This window comes from Bradyrhizobium glycinis, from assembly GCF_016031655.1.
GTDB lineage: Bacteria > Pseudomonadota > Alphaproteobacteria > Rhizobiales > Xanthobacteraceae > Bradyrhizobium > Bradyrhizobium glycinis.
This window is the reverse complement of the sequence record NZ_JACCHQ010000013.1, coordinates 104,776-123,768: the sequence shown is the minus strand read 5'-3', so window position 1 is coordinate 123,768 and position 18,993 is coordinate 104,776. Positions and strand designations below refer to the sequence as shown.

The following is an 18,993-nucleotide window of genomic DNA, read 5'->3' as shown; positions in this document are numbered from 1 at the left end:
GGCATGATTGCGGCAACAGCGAATAGCCAAGAGCAATAACCCAAGAGCAATAACCAAGCCGCCATCAGAGCACGGCGCGATAAGGGAGGTTGTTTTCGATGAAGACTATTTTGTCCGGCATTTTTGCCGCCGCGTTTGCCCTCAATGCGAGCGCCGCACAGGCTCAGGAAAAGCCGCCGCTGAAGATCGGCGGCATCCTCGACATGTCGAGCCTTTATGCAGATATCACCGGCTCCGGGAGCGAGACTGCGGCGAAGATGGCGGTCGAGGATTTCGGTGGCGAGGTGCTGGGACGCAAGATCCAGGTGCTGGCGGCCGACCATCTCAACAAGGCCGATCTCTCCGCCAACATCGCCCGCGACATGCTCGACAATCAGGGCGTCGAGATGATCTACGACGTCGCAGCCTCCGCGACCGCGCTTGCCGCCGGCGAGATCGCGAAAGCGCGCAACAAGATCATCATGTTCAACGGGCCGGGCTCGATCCGTCTCACCAACGAGGCCTGCGGCCCCTACACCATCCACTATGTGTTCGACACCTACGGCCAGGCCAATGTGACCGGTCTTGCGGCGGTGAAGTCCGGTCTCGACAGCTGGTTCTTCCTCACCGCCGACTACGCCTTCGGCCAGGATCTGGAGAAGGACACCAGCGCCGTCGTGACCAAGACCGGCGGCAAGGTGCTTGGCAGCGTCCGCCACCCGCTCAACACGTCGGATTTCTCGTCCTTCCTGCTCCAGGCCCAGGCCTCCAAGGCCAAGGTGATCGGGCTCGCGAACGCCGGCGGCGATACCATCAATGCCATCAAGCAGGCGGCGGAGTTCGGTATCACCAAGGGCGGACAGAAAGTCTCGCCGCTGCTCGCGTTCGTCACCGATATCGACTCGATCGGGCTCGAGACCGCGCAGGGGCTGCTGCTCGCGGAAGCGTTCTATTGGGATCTCAACGACGACACGCGTGCATTCTCGAAGCGCTTCATGGAGCGCACCAAGCGCGTGCCGACCTCGGCCCAGGCCGGCGTCTATTCCTCCGTCACGCATTACCTGAAAGCCGTGAAGGCGGCCGGCACGACCGATGCCGCGGCGGTGATCAAGCTGATGAAGGAGACGCCGATCAACGACTTCTTCGCCAAGAATGGCAAGATCCGCGAGGACGGCCGCATGATCCATGACATGTACCTGTTCGAGGTGAAGAAGCCGTCCGAGTCCAAGGGCCGCTGGGACGATTACAAGCTGCTCGCCACCGTCCCCGGCAACGAGGCGTTCCAGTCGCTGGAGCAGTCGCGCTGCCCGCTGGTGAAGAAGTGACGCGAAGCGTCATCCCGGGGCTCGCGTAGCGAGAACCCGGGATCCATCGGGCGGCAGTGACGATCGAGGGATGGATGCTCAGGTGCGCAATTGCGCACCGTAGTTCGCGCCAAAGGGCGCGCCCCGGAATGACAGAGTAAAACAACGAAGGGAGACGTCCCCATGAACGACATGGTCCTGCAAAAGCTCGAAGGCGGGCTGCTCACCATCACCATGAATCGCCCGGAGCGGAAGAACGCGCTCAACTCCGAGATGGTCGCCGGGCTGGTCGAGGCGGCACGGCGCGCGGCTGATGATCCCGAGGTGCGGGCGGTGCTGTTCAAGGGCGCCGGCGGCTCGTTCTGTGTCGGCGGCGACGTCAAATCGATGGCTCAGGGGCGCGCGCCGCTGCCGTTCGAGCACAAGCTCGCTAATCTCCGCCGCGGCATGGAGGTCTCGCGCATCCTGCATCAGATGCCGAAGCCCGTCGTGGCCCAGCTCGATGGTGCGGCGGCCGGCGCGGGCCTGTCGATGGCGCTGTCTTGCGACCTGCGGATCGCCTCCGAATCCTGCAAGATCACCACCGCCTTCGCCAAGGTCGGCTTCTCCGGTGATTACGGCGGCACCTATTTCCTCACCCAGCTGCTCGGCAGCGCGCTGGCGCGCGAGCTCTATCTGATGTCGCCGTTGCTCACGGCAAGGGAAGCGCACGCCATCGGCATGGTGACGAAGGTCGTGCCCGACGCCGAGATCGACGCGGCCGCGCACGAGCTCGCGCTGTCGCTGGCGCAGGGTCCCTCGATTGCGCTCGGCTTCATCAAGCGCAACATCAATAATGCCGAGCACCTGGCCTTGGAGGATTGCTTCGATGGCGAGGCGATCCATCACACCCGTTGCGGCGACACCGAGGATCACAAGGAGGCCGCCAAGGCCTTCGTCGAGAAGCGCAAGCCGACCTTTAGGGGCGCATGACCATGGCGCCCTATATCCGGCTGCGTCAGATCTGCCTGGTCGCCCCGCAGCTCGAGCCTGTCATCACGGACATCGGTCGGATCATGGGCCTTTCCGTCTGCTACCGCGACGGCAATGTCGCCAAGTACGGCCTGGAGAACGCGCTGCTCCCGGTCGACACGATCCTGCTGGAGGTGGTCGCGCCGTTCAAGGACGGCACCACGGCCGGCCGCTTCATCGAGAAGACCGGCGGCCGCGGCGGGTACATGGCGATCTTCTGCTGCGACGATCCGGACGCGCGCGGCCGCAACGCCAATGCACTCGGCGTGCGCACCGCCAACGTCATCGACCACGCGCCCTATCACGGCGTGCAGCTCCACCCCCGCGACTGCCGCGCCGCCTTCATCGAGTTCAATCACACCGCAGGCAGCGACGATATCCTCGGGCCGTATCCTCCGGCCGGACCGGACTGGCAAAAGTTCATCCGCAAGGATGTGACGCAGGCGCTGACGGCGGTGGAGATGCAGAGCCCGGATCCGCAAGGGCTGGCCGAGCATTGGGGCAGGATCATCGGCATTGCGCCTGAAGGCACCGAACTGAAACTGTCCAACGCGACCTTTGGCTTCGTGAAGGGCGCCAGCGAGATCATGAGTGCGCTGGAGTTTCGTGTGACTGACGTGGCGCAGGTGCTGCATACCGCCAAGGCAAAGGGCCTCGCGGTTGCGGGCAATGAGTTCTTGCTCGGCGGAGTGACGTTCCGCGTGAGTTAGAGGTTTGCCGGCGCTTCCCCTCTCCCCTTGTGGGAGAGGGTGGCTCGCCGCGAAGCGGCGAGACGGGTGAGGGGTTCTCTCCGCGCGCAACTCTCTTGCAGTGGAGCCCTCGGAGATAACCCCTCATCCGGCGCTTCGCGCCACCTTCTCCCACAAGGGGAGAAGGAAGATGAGAGCGTTCATCGCCCCGATCACCGCCCCTTGAAATTCGCCACGCGGCGCTCTTCCGTGGCTTTGACGCCTTCCTTGAAATCCTCCGTCGCGCGCAGCCGCGTCTGCTCGGCGAGTTCGTGGTTGGTCGCGGCCATCACGCGGTCGGCGAGGTCCTTGCGCATCGTCGCGCGGGTGGAGAGCAGGCCGAGCGGGGAGCATTCGGCGATCTCGCCGGCGAGCTTCATCGCGGCCGCCTTGACCTGGTCCTGCGGCACCAGCTCGTTGGCGAGGCCCCATTTGTAGGCTTCTTCGCCGGTGACGCGGCGGCTGGTGTAGAACATCAGCTCGGCGTTGTTCTTGCCGATCAGCTCCGGCAGCGTCACGGTCAGGCCGAAGCCGGGATGGAAGCCGAGTTTTGTGAAATTTGCGGAGAAGCGCGCTTCAGGACAGGTGACGCGGAAATCGGCCGACACTGCAAGTCCGAGCCCGCCACCGATCGCCGCGCCCTGCACAGCGGCAACGATCGGCTTCTTGGCGCGGAAGATGCGGACCGCCTGGATGTAGAGATGGTTGATCGGGCCGAGACTGTCGGCCGGATCGCCCTTCTTCTCGGCCTCGCGGGCCTCCTGGGCCTGCCGCGCCGGATCGCCGAAATTCGCACCGGCGCAGAACGCCTTCCCCTGCGCGGAGAGCACGGACGCACGAATCTCGACGTCGCGGTCGAACTCGTCAAGCGCGTCCGCGATCTGGTTGATCAGCGAGATGTCGAAGAAGTTGAGCGGGGGACGGCGGATCTCGATGGTGCCGACATGCCCGATCTTCTCGACGCCGATATCTTGATAGGTGCTCATAGATAGTCTCCAAACATCTCGATGCGTCCGTAGCGAAGAACCACCTCTCCCATGCAGGTCGGCGCGTAGCGCCGGGTGAGGGGCTGCGGTCCCTCGTGAGAGCAAAACCCCTCACCCGATTTGCTGACGCACATCGACCTCTCCCGATGGGAGAGGTGGACGGAGCGCGAGGCCAGAGTTTCGATCCCATTCAGCGCAGACCTAATCCGCGGGCGATGATGCCGCGCAGCACCTCGGTGGTGCCGCCCTGGATGGTGAGCTTTGGTGTGGTCTTGATCGCGAAGTCGAGCTGCCGCTCCAAGGTCTCGCGATTGGTCGCAGTCTCCTCGACGAAAGCGGCGAGATCGCGCACGCGATGCGGCAGCTGCTGCTCCCAGATCGTGCCGATGTCCTTGACGATGGACGCCTCGACCACCGGCTCCTTGCCGGCTTCAAGCATGCCGGCAACCGAGACCGACATGCGCCGCATGGTGTGGAGCTGCGCGACCAGGCGGCCGATTCCTTCCGCGCTGCGCGTGTCCGGGTTGGGGCCGACCGCGCGGACAAGCTCGGTCAGCACGTAATGGGTTTCGAGGAAGCGCTCGGGACCCGAGCGCTCATAGGCGAGCTCGCTCGTGGCCTGCTTCCAGGCGCCGTCGACTTCGCCGAGCACATGGTCATCGGGGATGAAGTGATCGGTGAAGACGACCTCGTTGAACTCGTACTGGCCGGTGATCTGGCCGATCGGGTTCACCTTGATGCCCGGCTGCTTCATCTTGACCAGGAACTGGGTCAGGCCGTGACGGCGGTTCTCCTTGGTCGGCGGCGAGGTCCGAAAGATCGCGATCATGTAGTCGGCGATATGCGCCGAAGAGGTCCAGATCTTGGTGCCGTTGATGAGATAGCCGCCGTCGGTCTTGGTCGCGCGCGTCTTCGCCGCGAACAAATCGGAGCCGGAGTTCGGCTCGCTCATGCCGATGGCAAAGCAGATCTCGCCGCGGCAGATCTGCGGCAGGATGTCCATCTTGATGTGCTCGGGCGCGTATTTCAAAAGCACCGGCCCGCTCTGGCGGTCGGCGACGAAGAAGCGCCGCGTCGGCGCGTTGGCGACGCGCATCTCCTCGGTCACCACGTAGCGCTCGAGGAAGGAGCGTTCCTGGCCGCCATACTTTTTCGGCCAGGTCATGCCGAGCCAGCCCCTGGCGCCGACCCGGCGGGAAAATTCCGGCGCGTCGGTGTCTTCGCGGTTGGGCTTATGCGGATCGAAAGTGCCGGCGGCGATCTCCTCGGCGAGGAAGGCGCGGACTTCCTTGCGCAATTGCTCGCACTTCTCGGGCAGGCGGATCGGATCGAAACGGAGGGCAGCGGTCATTGTGGTCGTCCCCTGATCAGCGCGATGCCACGAGCGGCCACAATTCGTCGGCGCCACGGTTTGCGACGAGCTTGCCGAGCTCGACGGCCCAGTAGCTTTCCGAGCCGAAATCGTCGCGCCAGGCCAGCGCGCGCAGCGAATAGCGGTGCAGGATGTGCTCCATGGTGAAGCCGATCGCGCCATGGACCTGATGCGCGATGCCGCCGCCTTTCTCGGCAGCTTCCGCGCAGCGGATCTTTGCGGAGGCGGCTTCGAGATAGATCTCGTCGTTGAACGATCTTGCATTCGCGATGGCGTCGGCGGCGGACGTCGCCGCCGCGAGGGCCGCGGCGGATTCGCCGGCGAGGCGGGCGAGATTGTGCTGCACGGCCTGGAATTTCGAGATCTTCTTCTCGAAGGCGACGCGTTCGTTGGAATAGCGCACGGAAATGTCGAGCATCGATTCCAGCGCGCCTGCGATCTGCAGGCTGCGCGCGACGCCGCCCATCAGCATCAGATGGGTCTGCTCAAAGCCCTTCGGCGCGAGCTTGATGGCGACGGGCCGGACCTTGTCGAGGGTGACGGTGTCGCTGTGGTCGTAGCCGACGTTGAGCCCGGCCTCGATCCGCGCCTTCGCGGCGTCGATCAGCGCGATGGAAACACCGTCCTTGCCGTGCGCCAGCACCGCAAAATGCTTCGCCGTTTTGGCGAAGGGCACGCCGCGCGCACGGCCGGAGAGCGCACCGTCGGCATCGAGGGCGATGCGGTCCTTCGGGGACGCCGGCACGACCGTCATCTCGCCCTCGGGCGAAGCAATCTTCGCCTGCGCCAGCAGCCATCCCGCCAGCATGGTCTCGGCCAGCGGCACCGCGACTGCGAAACGGCCGGCAGCGTTCAGCAGCGCAAAGCCGTCGGCGAGGCTCGCGCCCGAGCCGCCGAGATCATCCGACACCCAGGCCAGCGGCAGGCCGGCTTCGCTCAGTGCCTGCCACAGCGGCGCCTGCCAGGAATTCGTCTTGTCGTTGTTGATGGTTTGCGGATCGGCGAGATCAGCGAAGATCTTCTCCGCGGTCTCGACGACGATATTGTCACTCTCCGCCACAGCGTTCCCCGTATCTTTCCATTGGCGCGTCCGGTCTGATCGGCCAGTGCGCAGTCTCTTCTTGCGCCCGATGATCGGAAAAAGCCATGGCCCTGACAAGCGTTGATCGCAGGCCCATCTGCGGCGCCGGCATGGGGCCAGGCTTCAGGAAATGCTAATTCCGCTTAGCGGAGTTTGTTCGATTTGCAGGGCGCGGCAAACTCGCTAAACAGGACGCCACACCAGATACAGGGGAAGGAAATCCGGATGGCAAAAGAGGGCTTGTGCGCAATCGTGACGGGGTCCGCATCCGGGCTGGGTGCAGCGACTGCGGAAATTCTCGCCCGCAGCGGGGCGCGGCTCGTCATCAACTATTCGTCGAGCCAGAAGGAAGCCGAGGCGACGGCCGAGACCTGCCGCAAGGCGGGCGCCGCGGAGGTGCTGGTCGCACAGGGCGACGTCTCGAAGGATGAGGATTGCCGCAAGATCGTTGCAGTGGCGAGCGGCTGGGGCCGGCTCGATATCCTCGTCAACAATGCCGGCACCACCAAGCATGTGGCTCACGCCGATCTCGATGGCTTGTCGGCGGAAGACTTCCAGCGGGTCTACGGCGTCAACACCATCGGCCCGTTCCAGATGGTGCGCGCGGCGCGCAGCCTGCTTGAAGCCGCCGCCAAGGCTTCTGGGCGGCCGTCTGCGGTCGTGAACGTCTCCTCAGTCGCCGGCATCAGCGGCGTCGGCTCGTCGATTGCGTACGCCGCGAGCAAGGGTGCGCTCAACACCATGACGCTGTCGCTGTCGCGCGCGCTGGCGCCGCTGATCCGCGTCAACACCGTCTGCCCCGGCTACATCGATACGCCCTGGTTCACCAAGGGCCGTGGCGAGGCGCAGGCCAAGCAGGTGCGCGACAGCGTCGTGGCGAAGGTGCCGCTGAAGGTCGCATCATCGGCGGAGGACATCGCCCAGCTCGTCTGCTTCCTGGCGCTGCCGGCTTCCAGCAACATGACCGGCGAGGTCGTGCGCATGGATGCGGGGATGCATTTGGTGACGTGAGCTCGCGCGGCATTCTCTGTTGTCATCCCCGCCTAGTGCGCAATTGCGCACGTGGGGCGGGGATCCATAACCACAGGAAGAGGTTTGGCGAAGACTCGGAGTTGTCAATCTTCGCCAAACTCCTCCCTGTGGGCTATGGGTCCCGGATCGGCGCGCGCTTAGGGCGCGCTTGTCCGGGACGACCACCGAGCTGGTTGATAGGTCGCACTACAACGTGACAGTGACTACCCCTTGATCACGCCACTCGACACCAGCCGGTGCCAGATGAACAGCACCACCACCGCGCCGATCGTCGCCGTGATGAAGCCGGCGCCCTGGTCGGGGCTGTAATGCCCGATGGCCTGGCCGACGAAGGTCGCCAGGAATGCGCCGGCGATGCCGAGGATGGTGGTGAGGATGAAGCCGCTCGGATTGTTCGGCCCCGGCGCCAGCCAGCGGGCGATGAGGCCGGCGACGAAGCCGACGAGGATGATCCACAACAGGCCGCCCATGCTCATGAGTGTGCTCCCCTTGCTCAGGCTGCCGTCAGATCCGGCCCGAGAGTTCGTTCTCGGTCGGTAGCCGTCCATCCGGCGTCAGATGGTCGACCACCTGAGGCAGATATTGGCTGAGGCCGGAGAGCAGCTCTTCGCGTGACAGGCCGCTCTGGGCGGACAGGCTCTCGATCTGGTCGGCGCCGAGTGCGCTGGCGAGATCGCCCGGTGCGATCGGCTTGTTCTCGCCCTTGCCGACCCAGGAACTGGCGGTGTCGCCGTGGCCGCTCTGCTGCAGCTGGTTGAGGAGATCGCCGAGCCCGCCGCTCAGAATGCTGCCGGCCGCGCCGCCCGCGAGCAGGCCGCCGAGGCCGCCCTTGAGCATGTCGCTCAAGCTGCCGCCGCCTGCACCCGCGTTCACCGGCGGCGGTGCGGGCGATGGTGACGGTTGCGGCGCCGAGCCTGACTGGCTGGTCGTGAAATGCTTGAATGCCTTCCAGGCGAGCAGGCCGAGCAGCGCCATGGTCATTGGCGACATGCCGCCGGAGGATTTCTCGGAGCTCGGCGTAGAGGGACCGCGCGGGCCGTTCTGCATGCCGTTGAGGACGTCGAGTAGACCCATGGTGCTCTCCTTTGGCGTTCTCGTTAAGCGAGCGCTCGCCGCTGACTGCCCCCGGGGCCAAAACATATGGGGCGGTCATGACCGTTACAAGTCAGATGCACCGATTGGTTGTCGGCCTCGCCTCTGCTATCGAAGGCCGTTCATTCAGGGAGCAAGCTTAGTGGTTGCGGATCGACCGATCGTGGTGGCGGGCGCCGGTGCCATCGGCTGTTTCGTCGGCGGCATGCTGGCCGCGGCGGGGCGGCGCGTCGCGCTGCTGGTGCGGCCGCGGGTGAAGAGCGAGATCGAACGGTTCGGCCTGCTTCTGACCGATTTCGACGGCTCCGAGAAAAAGCTCGGCGCCGGCCAGCTGGCGCTGTCGGAAGACCCTTCGATCTTCCACAGCGCGGGCATCGTGCTGGTCACGGTGAAGAGCGCCGACACCGCCGCTGTCGCCGATCAGATTGCGCAGCATGCGCCTGAGGATGCCGTCATCATCTCGCTCCAGAACGGCATCGGCAATGTCGCGGTGCTGCGCGAGCGGCTCGGTGGCTACCACGTGCTCGCCGGCATGGTTCCGTTCAACGTGATCGCGATGGGCAATGGCCGTTTCCACCGCTCGACCTCCGGCGCCATCCACGTCGGAGAGGATCCGGAGAATACGGCCGCGGCGCTTTCGGTCGCTGGCCTCAACGTGCGCGCAAGCCGCGACATCACAGGCGTGCAATGGGGCAAGCTGATCATCAACCTCAACAACGCGCTGAGCGCGCTGTCCGACATGCCGCTCGCCGCGCAACTGGCGAACCGCGACTGGCGAAGATTGTTCGCCGACCAGATGGCGGAAGGGCTGGCCGCGCTGAAGGCCGCCGGCGTCGTGCCGGTGTCGTCGACGCCGATCCCGATGAGCTGGTCTCCGGCCTTGCTGCGGCTGCCCGATGCGATCTTCAGCGCGATCCTCGGACGGACCATGAAGATCGATCCCGAGGCGCGCTCCTCGATGTGGCAGGATCTGAAGCAGGGCCGCAAGACCGAGATCGACTATCTGCAAGGCGCGGTCATCGCGCTCGCCGAGCAGAACCATGTAGCCGTGCCGCTGATGCGCCGCATTGTTGCGCTGATCAAGGAAGCCGAGGCGGCCGGCAACGGTCCGCTCCGCATGACGCCGCGGCAGATTCGGGGGTCGGCCGGAGCGCAAGGAGGACGCGATGAAACATAGCTTGATCATCGGGCTCGCGCTTGCCGCGCTTTGCGGCGCATCGACGCTCGCCCTTGCGAGGCCGCCGACGGTCTTGAACTCCCCCGGCTACGACAGGCGGTTGCAGGAGAGCAGGTCGCAGTTGGGTGCTTCGCCGACGACAATAGCGCCGGTGGTCAAGCCGAAGCGTGGCAAGAAGAAGCACACGAACTGAAGCCACACACTCGGCTGTCGTCCCGGACAAGCGCGCTCAAAAGCGCGCGCCGATCCGGGACCCATAACCATAGGATGTAGTTGGGCGCGAGGCTAGTAACTCCGAGTCTTCGCCAAATTCGATTCGGTGGCTATGGGTCCCGGATCTACGCGCGCTTGAGGCGCGCTTGTCCGGGACGACAGCGAAGTTGCCGCGGCAGCAGAATGAAGCCGAGGAAACTCACCCCTTCTTCGCGAGCTTGCTCGGCGTCGGGCTGAACAGCTTCTTCAGGTCGTTCAAGCTTTCGGACAGCCGCGGCCATTCGCAGGAGAACGAGCCCTTGGCGCAAGGCGCAGCCTTCGGCCTCGCGCCTGCGGCCTGCTGCACCTTCGGCCGCTCGACCGGCACCGGCACGCGCGCGACGTCGGTCCGCAGCGCAACCTGCTGCAGCTGCTGCACCTGTTGCTCCTGCTGTTCGCGCTGCTGCCGCGCGGTAGCCTGCGCCGCTTCGTTGCTGCGGCGCTGCCTGGCGAGATAGGCCGTATAGGCTTCGTCGATCTTCTTCTGCTCCTCCGGCGTCGGATTGGGGCCGGCGATGTCGAAGGTGCGATCCTGGAGGAAATCGTAATAGGAATAGCCGCCACCTGGCTTGCGGCGGCCGGCAAACTTGGCGTTGCAATCGGCAAGGGCGGCCGTCTTCTCCGCCTTGGTTGCGGCCTTCTCGGCGGCGTCGGCGCATTCCTCGAAATCGACAGGTGCGCGTTTCCACCATTGCGCCTCAGCATGCCCCTGCGCCAGCAGGAAAAATCCTGCTGCGGCAACGAGAAGCAGCGCCGCGCGATGCGATGTGACCACGGCCGACATTCTGAGAGAGCATTCCTTGCAAGACGCAACCCGAACTGAGTCGAGCCGGATTTTTGCCCCTTTCTTGCCGGCTTGTCACCCATGGAACCCAGGAAAATCAGGGCTGCGATGCTGACATTTTGTGCTTGACGTGGCGCAGGAGTCACAGCGCCCTGCCGACAGGCTGCTACACTCGTGCTGCGAGCGCCTCAGTCCCTGCGGTCGATGCCAAGAAGGCGAAGTGGCGGCCTTCCGGATCGGGCCTTCGAGCGGACACATGCTGAATAAGACAAACACGGAAGGACTGACATGCCGATCACCATTGCAGCGAGCAGCGTGCCGAAGCCGCCAACAAGTATCATCGAGGGTTTCAGGGACGCGCCGACCTCGGTGATCTCGGACAATCTCGCCCGGCTGCCCGGCGCAGTGGGGCTGAGGCCTTATCACCGCGGCGGCAAGCTGGTGGGGACGGCCTTCACCGTGCGCACCCGCCCCGGCGACAATCTCGCGATCCACCGCGCGCTGGATCTCGTCGGTCCCGGCGACGTCCTCGTGGTCGACGGCGGCGGCGACGAGACGCGCGCGCTGGTTGGCGAGATCATGAAGAACATCGCGCAATGGCGCAAAGCCGAAGGCTACGTCATCGATGGCGCGATCCGCGATGTCGCGGCGTTCGCGGCCGACGACTTCCCCTGCTACGCCCGCGCGGTGATCCATCGCGGTCCGTACAAGAACGGTCCCGGCGAGATCAACGTGCCGGTGACGATCGGCGGAAGCGTGATTGCGCCTGGCGACATCGTCGTCGGCGACGAGGATGGCGTGGTGTCGTTTCCCGCTGCCGGCGCGGCCGCCCTGCTGGAAGCCGTGCGCGTCCAGGTCGCGCGCGAGGAGGAGACGCTGAAGGCGATCCGCGAGGGCCGTTACCAGGGCGCTTACGGCAAGGCCTGATCTGGCGTGCATAAGGGGAGGACGGCGTGAGCCAGAAGCAAGAGTTTCATAATCTCGATGATGCGAGCGACGGGCTGTTCCGCGAGCTCACCGCCGGCGTGACCACGCGGATCTTCTCCGGCGAGCAGGCGATGCTGTCGGTGGTGACGCTGGCGCCGCATGCGCAAGGCACGCTGCATCATCACCCCGAGGAGCAGTGGGGCGTGCTGCTCGACGGCTCCGCCATCCGCGTCCAGGGCGACGAGGAAATCCCGGTGAAGAAGGGTGATTTCTGGCGCACGCCGGGGAACGTGCCGCACACCATGCGCGCCGGTCCCGACGGCGCCCGCGTGCTGGACATCTTCAGTCCGCCTCGGCCAGAGTACAAGAAAGCGGGGTCCGGTTTCGGGACGACGTAGGAGGCGCCAAAGAGCAAAACCCGGGCGCAACAACAAGGGAGGGGACCATGACGATCACACGACGGGCGCTGCTGGCCGCGCCGGCTATTCTCGCATTGACGCCGGTGATGGCGCAGGCCGGCAAAATCACGCTGGTGGTGCCGTTCCCGCCGGGCGGTTCAACCGACGCCATGGCGCGGCTGCTGCAGACGAACCTGCAGACCAAGCTTGGTCGCATCGTGGTGGTCGAGAACAAATCGGGCGCGGCCGGTGCGCTCGGTGCGGCGCAGGTCGCCAAGAGCCCGGCCGACGGCTCGACCTTCCTGGTGACGTTCGATTCCCACGCGGTGATCCCGACGATCCTCGACAAGCCGCCGGTCGATGTCGAGCGCGAGCTGATGCCGGTGCTGCTGATCGGCACCGCACCTTACGTGATCGCGGCCGGCGCCGGCCGCCCCTACAAGAGCTTTGCCGACGTGGTCGCCGCTTGCAAGGCGAGCCCCGGTGCGGTGAAATATGCCTCGGTCGGCATCGGCACGCTCGGCCATCTCGCCATGACCGTGCTCGGCAGCAAGGCCGGCGTCGAGATCATGCACGTGCCCTATCGCGGCGGCGGGCCGGCCATGAACGACGTGCTCGGCGGCCATGTCGATCTCATCGCGGGATCGGCAGCGCTGGTCGCCGCCCAGCTTGGCACCAACATGCTGCGCCCGATCCTGCAGCTCGGCCGCGAGCGGCTGCCGGCCCTGCCGGACACGCAGACCGCGATCGAGGCCGGCTTCCCGGACTTCGAGACGCTGGCCTGGTGGGGCATCTTCGCCCCTGCAGGCACGCCGCCCGACGTCGTCGCAGCCTTCGCGGCAGCCTCCAAGGAGATCCTGAGCGAGCCCGCGACCGCTGCCCAGCTCAAGGACACCCAGCACATGACGCTGCTGCTCCAGGACGGCGCCGCGTTCAAGACCTTCTTCGATAAGCAGGTCGCCTATTGGGGCAAGGTGGTGAAGGACAACAACATCAAGGCGTGAGAGGCCTCTGCCCGGGATTGCCATCCCGGGTCTGGTGGCAGGTCCGGTGCGCTCGCGCGGGCCTGAGCGTCAGAGCATCTTGCCAACAATCTTTGTCATATCCGCTGCCGAAAACGCGCGCAGCGTTTCGGTGCGGACATTGCCGAGTGCGCTGAGACTAAGGCTGAGCGACATCGCGGCAGCCTCATCTGGAGCCTCGATAACGGTCACAACGTCATATCGTCCCTGCGTCCAGACGATCTCTTTCACGGTCACGCCGAACGTCTTGGCCATCTCCTTGAAGGCCTCGGCCCGCTTCGGCGAGTCCTTGACGTTGCGGACTCCCTGATCAGTGAAATTTCCCAGCACGACATAGGTCACCATGGTCGTCCTCCCTGGTTAGGAATCCAGATGCAATTCTCGCTTGAGGAAACCGCGCCCAGCTTGCCACAGTGGCTGAGACAGCGCTACTTGCACGCTGGGGAACGTCAGCGACTGCGACTTATCCGGTCATGACAACCGGCGGGCGAAACTGAGTTCATGACCATCGGGATCGGTGAGGTGGAAGTAGCGTTCGCCCCATTCCGCATCACGCGGCGTGGTCGACGGCTGCCATCCCGCCGCGCGCGCCTGCTCGTAGGTGGCGTCGACATCGGCGACATGGAAGATGACGCGGCCCCACCAGGACCAGCGCTTGTCGTCCGGCTGCGCCGTCAGGTTGAGATAGCCGCTGCCGGCGCGAAAGCTCGTGAATGCTGCGGCTTCGCCGCCATAGAGAAGCTCGAATCCGAGCGAGCGGTAGAAGTGCACGGCGCGTGCCATGTCATGGGTGCCGAGCGTGATGGCGCTGATGCTCTCGATCATGTGGGCTGCTCCGCCAAGAGGGACCTGGGCGCATTGTACGGGCGCCTTGCTCGGCCTGCAGATGATCTCGTCCGCCTTGCGGCTGGCGAACCGCATCCTGCTCTGCTATGAGGGGGCCGAACCCGCAGCTCCGGGTTCCGCGGTCCCGTAGCTCAGCCGGATAGAGCGGCGGTTTCCTAAACCGTAGGTCGGAAGTTCGAGTCTTCCCGGGATCGCCAGTTATCTCAGATGGTTGACGTGATTGTTGAGTGCGCACAGGCGCGCTTGCGTCCATCTTCCCCATCCTTCAGCTTCGCCCGCGTGTTTCGCCAGTCGCCCCCGCCGCTGCCGATGGCGAGGTCGTATCGTCCGGGCTGGCCGAACGGTAGCTGCGGGACTATCCTGTTCGCTTTGTAATTGAATATTCAGCGCCCGGCACAGCATCACTACTCGCTTCAGGAAGCTCTCACCGTGATCAAGCAAACGCCAAATGGGAGCGGCGGGCTCGAGCCGCGTTCCTTTCTGGATGACAACAAAGCGTTCGAGCGCTGGCTGCGCTCCCAATGCAGGGTCGTCGAGCCTGATCTCGAGGAGAAGCACAAGAAGATGAAGGAGGATCCGTTCGTCTTCCTTCGCGCAACCTTCTTCCGCTGGGCGAGGTGTATCGAAGCGCTGTGCCCGGACCTGAGGGGGGCGCCGCGCGTGTTGTCCGTGGGCGATATGCATATCGAGAATTTCGGGACCTGGCGCGATGCTGAGGGACGCCTCGTCTGGGGTGTCAACGATTTCGATGAGGCTGCGAGCATTCCCTATCCCTTCGATCTCGTGCGCCTCGCGGCAAGTGCCCGGCTTGCACCCAAGGCGAAGAAAAAGAAAGGGCGGACCATGACCCACATCGGGAATGGGGACGCCGCAAAGGCGATTCTCTACGGTTACAAGAACGGTCTCCAGCATCCGAGGCCCTCGCTTCTGGATGAAGACGCAAGCTGGATGCGTAAGTTCGTTGCGTGCACCGACGAAGAGCGTGCGGAGTTCTGGGACGAAGTGAAGCAATACCGCCGCAAGGGGATGCCGCTGCCGGCGCCGCCTCCCGTCGCCGCGGCGCTCCGCAAAAATCTGCCGCGCGGCGCCTCGTTCAGTCACTTCGGCACACGTTCGGCAGGAGCCGGCAGTTTGGGCCGCCCGCGTTTCGTCGCCGTCGCCGACTGGCGCGGTGGCCAGGTCGTCAGGGAGGCGAAGGCCCTGGTGCCGTCGGCTTGGGACTGGGCCCATGAAATGCAGGGCAAGTCTCGATTTCTGAAGCTCGCGCGCGGTCTGTATCGGGCTCCCGATCCGCACCTGGCGGTTCAACGTCAAAGCGGCTTCATGATCCGGCGCATCGCCCCCGATTCGCGGAAGATCAATCTTCGTGATCACGCAAATATGCGGCTGGAGCTCAAGCTGCTCTACGCCATGGGCTTCGAGGTCGGCGCCGTTCACGCGGCGACGGGCACGTCGAAGAAGATCACCGATGACCTGGACGAGCGCGATCGCGATTGGCTTCATGCCGCTGCAAAAGCTGCCGCCGCGTTCGTTGAAAAGGACTTCGGTGAGTGGCGCAAGTACGGCTGATCGATATCAGCCTGCCCTGTTCGGGATCGTCCCGGCGCTTTGCTTGGTTGGTGCAAGATTTGCTATAGGCGGGAAGGTGGCCCCGGCGTATGGCCCCCTGCAATACCCCCCAAATCCGGAGACCCCGATGCCTTTTGACCTGATCCTGCGCGGTGGCCGCGTGGTCGACCCCTCGCAGAAGCTCGATGCCGTGACCGATGTCGCCTTTGCCGGCGGCAAGGTCGCGGCCATCGGCACCGGGCTCAAGGCCGATCCGGGCACCGAGGTGCGCGACGTGGCGCGCTATATCGTCACGCCGGGACTGATTGATCTCCACACCCATGTCTACTGGGGCGGCACCTCGCTCGGCATCGATGCCGAGGAGTTCTGCCGCCTCTCTGGCGTTACCACGGCGGTCGATACCGGCAGCGCCGGTCCGGGCAATTTCGCCGGCTTCCGCAAGCATGTGATCGAGCCGAGCCAGGTCCGCATCCTCGCCTATCTGCACGTCTCGCATGCCGGCATCTTCGGCTTCTCGCACCGGATCATGGTCGGCGAGAGCGAGGAGCTGCGCCTGATGAATCCGATCGAGGCGGCCGAGGTGGCCGATGCCAACCGCGATCTCATCGTCGGCATCAAGGTGCGCGTGGGCCTGCATTCGTCGGGCACGTCGGGCGCGGTGCCGCTCGACATCGCCCTCGAGGTCGCGAAGGAGGTCGGCATGCCGCTGATGGCGCATATCGACCATCCGCCGCCGAGCTATGAGGAGGTGCTGGCGCGGCTGCGTCCCGGCGACGTGCTGACCCATGCGTTCCGCCCTTTCCCCAATACGCCGGCGACGGCGCAAGGCACCGTGAAGAAGGCGGTGCTCGAGGCGCGCGAGCGCGGCGTGCTGTTCGACATCGGCCACGGCAAGGGCTCGTTCGCGTTCAAGACCGCGCGCGCCATGCTCGCCAACGGCTTCTATCCCGACACCATCTCCTCCGACATCCATCAGCTTTGCATCGACGGCCCGGCCTATGACCAGGTCACGACCATGTCGAAGTTCTTGTGCATGGGCATGGAGCTGCCGGATGTGATCGCGGCGTCGACCGTGAATGCGGCGATGGCGCTGCGACGTCCCGAGCTCGGCAGCCTCAAGCCCGGCAGCGTCGGCGACGCCACGCTGATATCGGTCAGCCGCGGCCAGTTCGACTACGAAGACGTCGTTGGCGAGCACCTGACGGGGAATCGCAAGATCGTGTCCGAAGGTGTCGTCGTCGGCGGCCGCTGGTGGCATCCGAATTGACGATCGCTACATGCCGACGAGTGCGATCGATTTGCGCTGGTCGATCTCGCCGTCGGCATCGCACTACGAGATCACGGCGTCGTGGCCGTCAGTCGCGGCCCGCCTCCATGATCGCCTTGGCGAGCCGTGCCGGATCGGAGAAGCATAGCTCGTGGCTTCCCGGCACCTGCACCAGGCGGAACAGGCCGAGCTTCTCCGACAGGCGCGGATGCCAGCCATGGCTGTGCGGCAGTGCGGTATCCTCGGTGCAGTTGATGTAGGATTTGGCCAGCGGCATCTCGGCCGGATTGCTCTTGAGCGCGATCTTGTCGCTGAAGGTCGCCAGCGGATGCGGGTTGAGCACGTCATAAGCGCGCTGCGCCGTCTCCAGATCGGCATCGTTGATGAAGGCCTCGCGCCAGATCGGGAAGGGCAGCACCACCGAGCCGTCGCCGCGCTCGGCCGCGATGGCGTCGAACAGCCCGATATAGTGCGGCGGCACCATGTCGTTGAGGCATTCGCCGTCGTTGGGCACGAAAGCATTCCAGTAGACCAGGCGACGGATGCGCTCCGGCACGAGGTCGGCCACCCCCGTGATGACCATGCCGCCATAGGAATGCCCGAGCAGGATGACGTCCTTCAGATTATTCTCGGCAAGGTAGTCGGCGATCGATTGGATCGCTTCCTTCAGCCCGGTCGTCTTGGCATCGCCCGGACGGTTGCCCTTGATGGTGGGGGTATGGACCTGATGGCCGGCCGCGCGGATCGGCGCGGCGACCGGCTCGAGTTCGGCACCTGTGTGCCAGGCGCCATGGACGAGAACGTAGGTCGACATGTTGTGGCTCCCTCGGAAGACTGCTTAGATCGGCGCGGCGATGACCTTGCCCGGATTTGCCGGCTGAACGCCGGTCGATGTCGTCGTTGCCGCCATACTGAACCGCTGGGCGCGTTGTGCGCTTGTCTGACGCTGAACCGGATTGGTCCTGGAGCGAACTGATGGAGCAGCTCAATTCCGAAAGCCGGCCCCGTCGTCTGGTCTGGGACACCGGCGAAACGCGGCCGGAGGAGCAGTTCTCCTACTATCGCGAAGCGATCTGCCAGGCATTCATGAACCTGACGCCGGAATCGGCAACCACCTCACGCTTCCCGGCGAAGGTCGAGGCGATCAAGTTCGGCAGCGGTGCCATCAACCGCGTGGTCTTTCCCGAGCACACCGTGCATCGCTCGCGCGCGGACATCGCTGCGTCGACTGAAAGCTGCTTCTATCTGAACTTCAAGCTCGCCGGCCGCTGCCGCATGGTCCAGGGCGGCTGCGACGTCAGCCTGTCGCGCGGCCAGGTCGGCATCTGCGACAGCGACCGGGAAGTGACCTTGTTGCATGATCGCGGGCCGACGCTGCAGGTTGCATCCTTCTGGGTGCCTTCGCGCGAACTGCGTGACCGGCTGCCGCCATCCTTCGACTTCAGGGTGGAGCGCGTGTCCGACGATCCCTTCGTCGGCCATCTCATCGTCGAGACCGCGCGATCGCTGAATGCCGGCGCGCTGCGGATGACGGAAGGCGAAGCCGTCAGGCTGTTCGGCGTGCTGCTCGACCTCGTGGCGCTGAGCCTGTCGCGCCGCGCGCGTGCGCAGACGGCCGAGGCCGCCAGCTTTGCCGACGCGACCGCGCTCGCGCTTCGCCGCGCCGTGCATGAGTGGCTCTCCGAGCAGCGCCTTGCGGTTGCGGACGTCGCGCGTGCCATCGGCATCAGCGAACGCTACGTGCACAAATTGTTCGAGCGCGCAGGCACCACATTCTCGGACTACGTCATGGACCGTAGGTTGGACGGCGCGGCACGTGACCTGAGCGATCCTGCGAAGGCCGACCAGGCGATCGGCACCATCGCGTTCGATTGGGGCTTCTCAGACCTCTCCCACTTCACCCGCCGCTTCAAGCAGCGCTTCGGCTGCCGGCCGCGCGACTGGCGCGCGCGGTGAGGGGGAGTTAGTGTGCGGGCCGCCTATGGCAACGCCTTAGGCCCCGATCTCCGCTCGTCGTCCCGGACAAGCGCGCTCAAGCGCGCGCAGATCCGGGACCCATAACCACAGGATCTAGTTGTCGTGCGAAGTCATAACTCCGAGTCTTCGTCACAACTTCTGCCTGTGGCTATGGATCCCGGATCGGCGCTCCGCTCCGCTTCGCTTGTC

21 protein-coding genes and 1 tRNA gene are annotated in these 18,993 nt (G+C 65.0%); 13 read left to right on the top strand and 9 right to left on the bottom strand.

All coding sequences use genetic code 11. The annotated features are described in order from the left end of the window. Window positions 1-98: 98 nt before the first annotated feature. The 3 genes from HZZ16_RS19900 to HZZ16_RS19890 all read left to right on the top strand — a co-directional run bounded on the left by HZZ16_RS19900 (window position 99) and on the right by HZZ16_RS19890 (window position 3,004). Window positions 99-1,304, top strand: coding sequence for an ABC transporter substrate-binding protein (locus HZZ16_RS19900; RefSeq protein ID WP_197950813.1), 1,206 nt, complete (start codon window positions 99-101; stop codon window positions 1,302-1,304). A gap of 162 nt (window positions 1,305-1,466) precedes the next feature. Next, on the top strand, window positions 1,467-2,255 hold the full coding sequence (locus HZZ16_RS19895; RefSeq protein ID WP_197950811.1) for an enoyl-CoA hydratase: 789 nt from the start codon (window positions 1,467-1,469) through the stop codon (window positions 2,253-2,255). Window positions 2,256-2,257: 2 nt separating this feature from the next. Then, on the top strand, window positions 2,258-3,004 hold the full coding sequence (locus HZZ16_RS19890; protein ID WP_197950809.1) for a VOC family protein: 747 nt from the start codon (window positions 2,258-2,260) through the stop codon (window positions 3,002-3,004). 191 nt (window positions 3,005-3,195) lie between these two features. On the opposite strand, the gene HZZ16_RS19885 is transcribed toward HZZ16_RS19890, so the two are convergent. The 3 genes from HZZ16_RS19885 to HZZ16_RS19875 form a co-directional block, all read right to left on the bottom strand. Then, the gene (locus tag HZZ16_RS19885) at window positions 3,196-4,008 is read right to left on the bottom strand and encodes an enoyl-CoA hydratase/isomerase family protein (RefSeq protein ID WP_197950807.1); all 813 of its coding nucleotides are present in this window, start codon (window positions 4,006-4,008) and stop codon (window positions 3,196-3,198) included. Between the two features lie 190 nt (window positions 4,009-4,198). After that, window positions 4,199-5,359: an acyl-CoA dehydrogenase family protein gene (locus tag HZZ16_RS19880; RefSeq protein ID WP_197950805.1), complete on the bottom strand. Its 1,161-nt coding sequence runs from the start codon at window positions 5,357-5,359 to the stop codon at window positions 4,199-4,201. A 16-nt stretch (window positions 5,360-5,375) separates the two neighbouring features. Continuing rightward, a complete protein-coding gene (locus HZZ16_RS19875) occupies window positions 5,376-6,440 on the bottom strand; it encodes an acyl-CoA dehydrogenase family protein (RefSeq protein ID WP_197950803.1) in 1,065 nt (354 codons plus the stop codon). Between the two features lie 246 nt (window positions 6,441-6,686). On the opposite strand from HZZ16_RS19875, the gene HZZ16_RS19870 reads away from it, so the two are divergent. Then, entirely contained in the window at window positions 6,687-7,472 is a 786-nt protein-coding gene (locus HZZ16_RS19870; protein ID WP_197950801.1) for an SDR family NAD(P)-dependent oxidoreductase, read from the top strand. A 224-nt stretch (window positions 7,473-7,696) separates the two neighbouring features. Here HZZ16_RS19870 and HZZ16_RS19865 read toward each other — a convergent pair whose 3' ends face one another. Together HZZ16_RS19865 and HZZ16_RS19860 are read right to left on the bottom strand one after the other, a co-directional pair. After that, window positions 7,697-7,969, bottom strand: a complete 273-nt coding sequence (locus tag HZZ16_RS19865) for a GlsB/YeaQ/YmgE family stress response membrane protein (RefSeq protein WP_197950799.1) — start codon at window positions 7,967-7,969, stop codon at window positions 7,697-7,699. Window positions 7,970-7,997: 28 nt separating this feature from the next. Further along, the gene (locus tag HZZ16_RS19860) at window positions 7,998-8,567 is read right to left on the bottom strand and encodes a YidB family protein (protein ID WP_197950797.1); all 570 of its coding nucleotides are present in this window, start codon (window positions 8,565-8,567) and stop codon (window positions 7,998-8,000) included. 160 nt (window positions 8,568-8,727) lie between these two features. Here HZZ16_RS19860 and HZZ16_RS19855 point away from each other — a divergent pair, with 160 nt between their 5' ends. Together HZZ16_RS19855 and HZZ16_RS19850 are read left to right on the top strand one after the other, a co-directional pair. Then, complete coding sequence (locus tag HZZ16_RS19855) at window positions 8,728-9,762, top strand: 2-dehydropantoate 2-reductase (protein ID WP_197950795.1); 1,035 nt, start codon at window positions 8,728-8,730, stop codon at window positions 9,760-9,762. Next, window positions 9,752-9,955, top strand: a complete 204-nt coding sequence (locus tag HZZ16_RS19850) for a hypothetical protein (protein ID WP_197950793.1) — start codon at window positions 9,752-9,754, stop codon at window positions 9,953-9,955. Before HZZ16_RS19855 ends, HZZ16_RS19850 begins: the two co-directional genes overlap by 11 nt. 219 nt (window positions 9,956-10,174) lie before the next feature. Here HZZ16_RS19850 and HZZ16_RS19845 read toward each other — a convergent pair whose 3' ends face one another. Beyond that, window positions 10,175-10,798 (bottom strand): hypothetical protein, encoded by a 624-nt coding sequence (locus tag HZZ16_RS19845; RefSeq protein WP_197950791.1) that lies wholly within the window; start codon window positions 10,796-10,798, stop codon window positions 10,175-10,177. A gap of 288 nt (window positions 10,799-11,086) precedes the next feature. Here HZZ16_RS19845 and HZZ16_RS19840 point away from each other — a divergent pair, with 288 nt between their 5' ends. From HZZ16_RS19840 to HZZ16_RS19830, 3 genes are read left to right on the top strand one after another with little or no spacing between them, the layout of a single operon-like run. Continuing rightward, window positions 11,087-11,725 (top strand): RraA family protein, encoded by a 639-nt coding sequence (locus HZZ16_RS19840; RefSeq protein ID WP_197950789.1) that lies wholly within the window; start codon window positions 11,087-11,089, stop codon window positions 11,723-11,725. 26 nt (window positions 11,726-11,751) lie between these two features. After that, window positions 11,752-12,123: a cupin domain-containing protein gene (locus HZZ16_RS19835; protein ID WP_197950787.1), complete on the top strand. Its 372-nt coding sequence runs from the start codon at window positions 11,752-11,754 to the stop codon at window positions 12,121-12,123. 47 nt (window positions 12,124-12,170) lie between these two features. After that, window positions 12,171-13,127 (top strand): tripartite tricarboxylate transporter substrate-binding protein, encoded by a 957-nt coding sequence (locus HZZ16_RS19830; protein WP_197950785.1) that lies wholly within the window; start codon window positions 12,171-12,173, stop codon window positions 13,125-13,127. A 69-nt stretch (window positions 13,128-13,196) separates the two neighbouring features. Here the strand turns inward: HZZ16_RS19830 and HZZ16_RS19825 are convergent, their stop codons facing one another. Together HZZ16_RS19825 and HZZ16_RS19820 are read right to left on the bottom strand one after the other, a co-directional pair. Next, window positions 13,197-13,490, bottom strand: coding sequence for a GYD domain-containing protein (locus HZZ16_RS19825; RefSeq protein WP_197950783.1), 294 nt, complete (start codon window positions 13,488-13,490; stop codon window positions 13,197-13,199). Window positions 13,491-13,616: 126 nt separating this feature from the next. Further along, window positions 13,617-13,970, bottom strand: a complete 354-nt coding sequence (locus HZZ16_RS19820) for a VOC family protein (protein ID WP_197950781.1) — start codon at window positions 13,968-13,970, stop codon at window positions 13,617-13,619. A gap of 141 nt (window positions 13,971-14,111) precedes the next feature. On the opposite strand from HZZ16_RS19820, the gene HZZ16_RS19815 reads away from it, so the two are divergent. From HZZ16_RS19815 to HZZ16_RS19805, 3 genes are all read left to right on the top strand, one after another. Further along, window positions 14,112-14,188 (top strand) — tRNA-Arg (locus tag HZZ16_RS19815). Between the two features lie 232 nt (window positions 14,189-14,420). Beyond that, the gene (locus HZZ16_RS19810; protein ID WP_197950779.1) at window positions 14,421-15,560 is read left to right on the top strand and encodes a DUF2252 family protein; all 1,140 of its coding nucleotides are present in this window, start codon (window positions 14,421-14,423) and stop codon (window positions 15,558-15,560) included. A gap of 127 nt (window positions 15,561-15,687) precedes the next feature. Continuing rightward, window positions 15,688-16,827, top strand: a complete 1,140-nt coding sequence (locus HZZ16_RS19805) for an amidohydrolase/deacetylase family metallohydrolase (protein WP_197950777.1) — start codon at window positions 15,688-15,690, stop codon at window positions 16,825-16,827. An 88-nt stretch (window positions 16,828-16,915) separates the two neighbouring features. Here HZZ16_RS19805 and HZZ16_RS19800 read toward each other — a convergent pair whose 3' ends face one another. Further along, window positions 16,916-17,641, bottom strand: a complete 726-nt coding sequence (locus HZZ16_RS19800; RefSeq protein ID WP_197950775.1) for an alpha/beta fold hydrolase — start codon at window positions 17,639-17,641, stop codon at window positions 16,916-16,918. Between the two features lie 161 nt (window positions 17,642-17,802). Between HZZ16_RS19800 and HZZ16_RS19795 the strand changes: the two genes are divergently transcribed. Next, complete coding sequence (locus tag HZZ16_RS19795) at window positions 17,803-18,783, top strand: helix-turn-helix domain-containing protein (protein ID WP_197950773.1); 981 nt, start codon at window positions 17,803-17,805, stop codon at window positions 18,781-18,783. Window positions 18,784-18,993 lie beyond the last annotated feature (210 nt).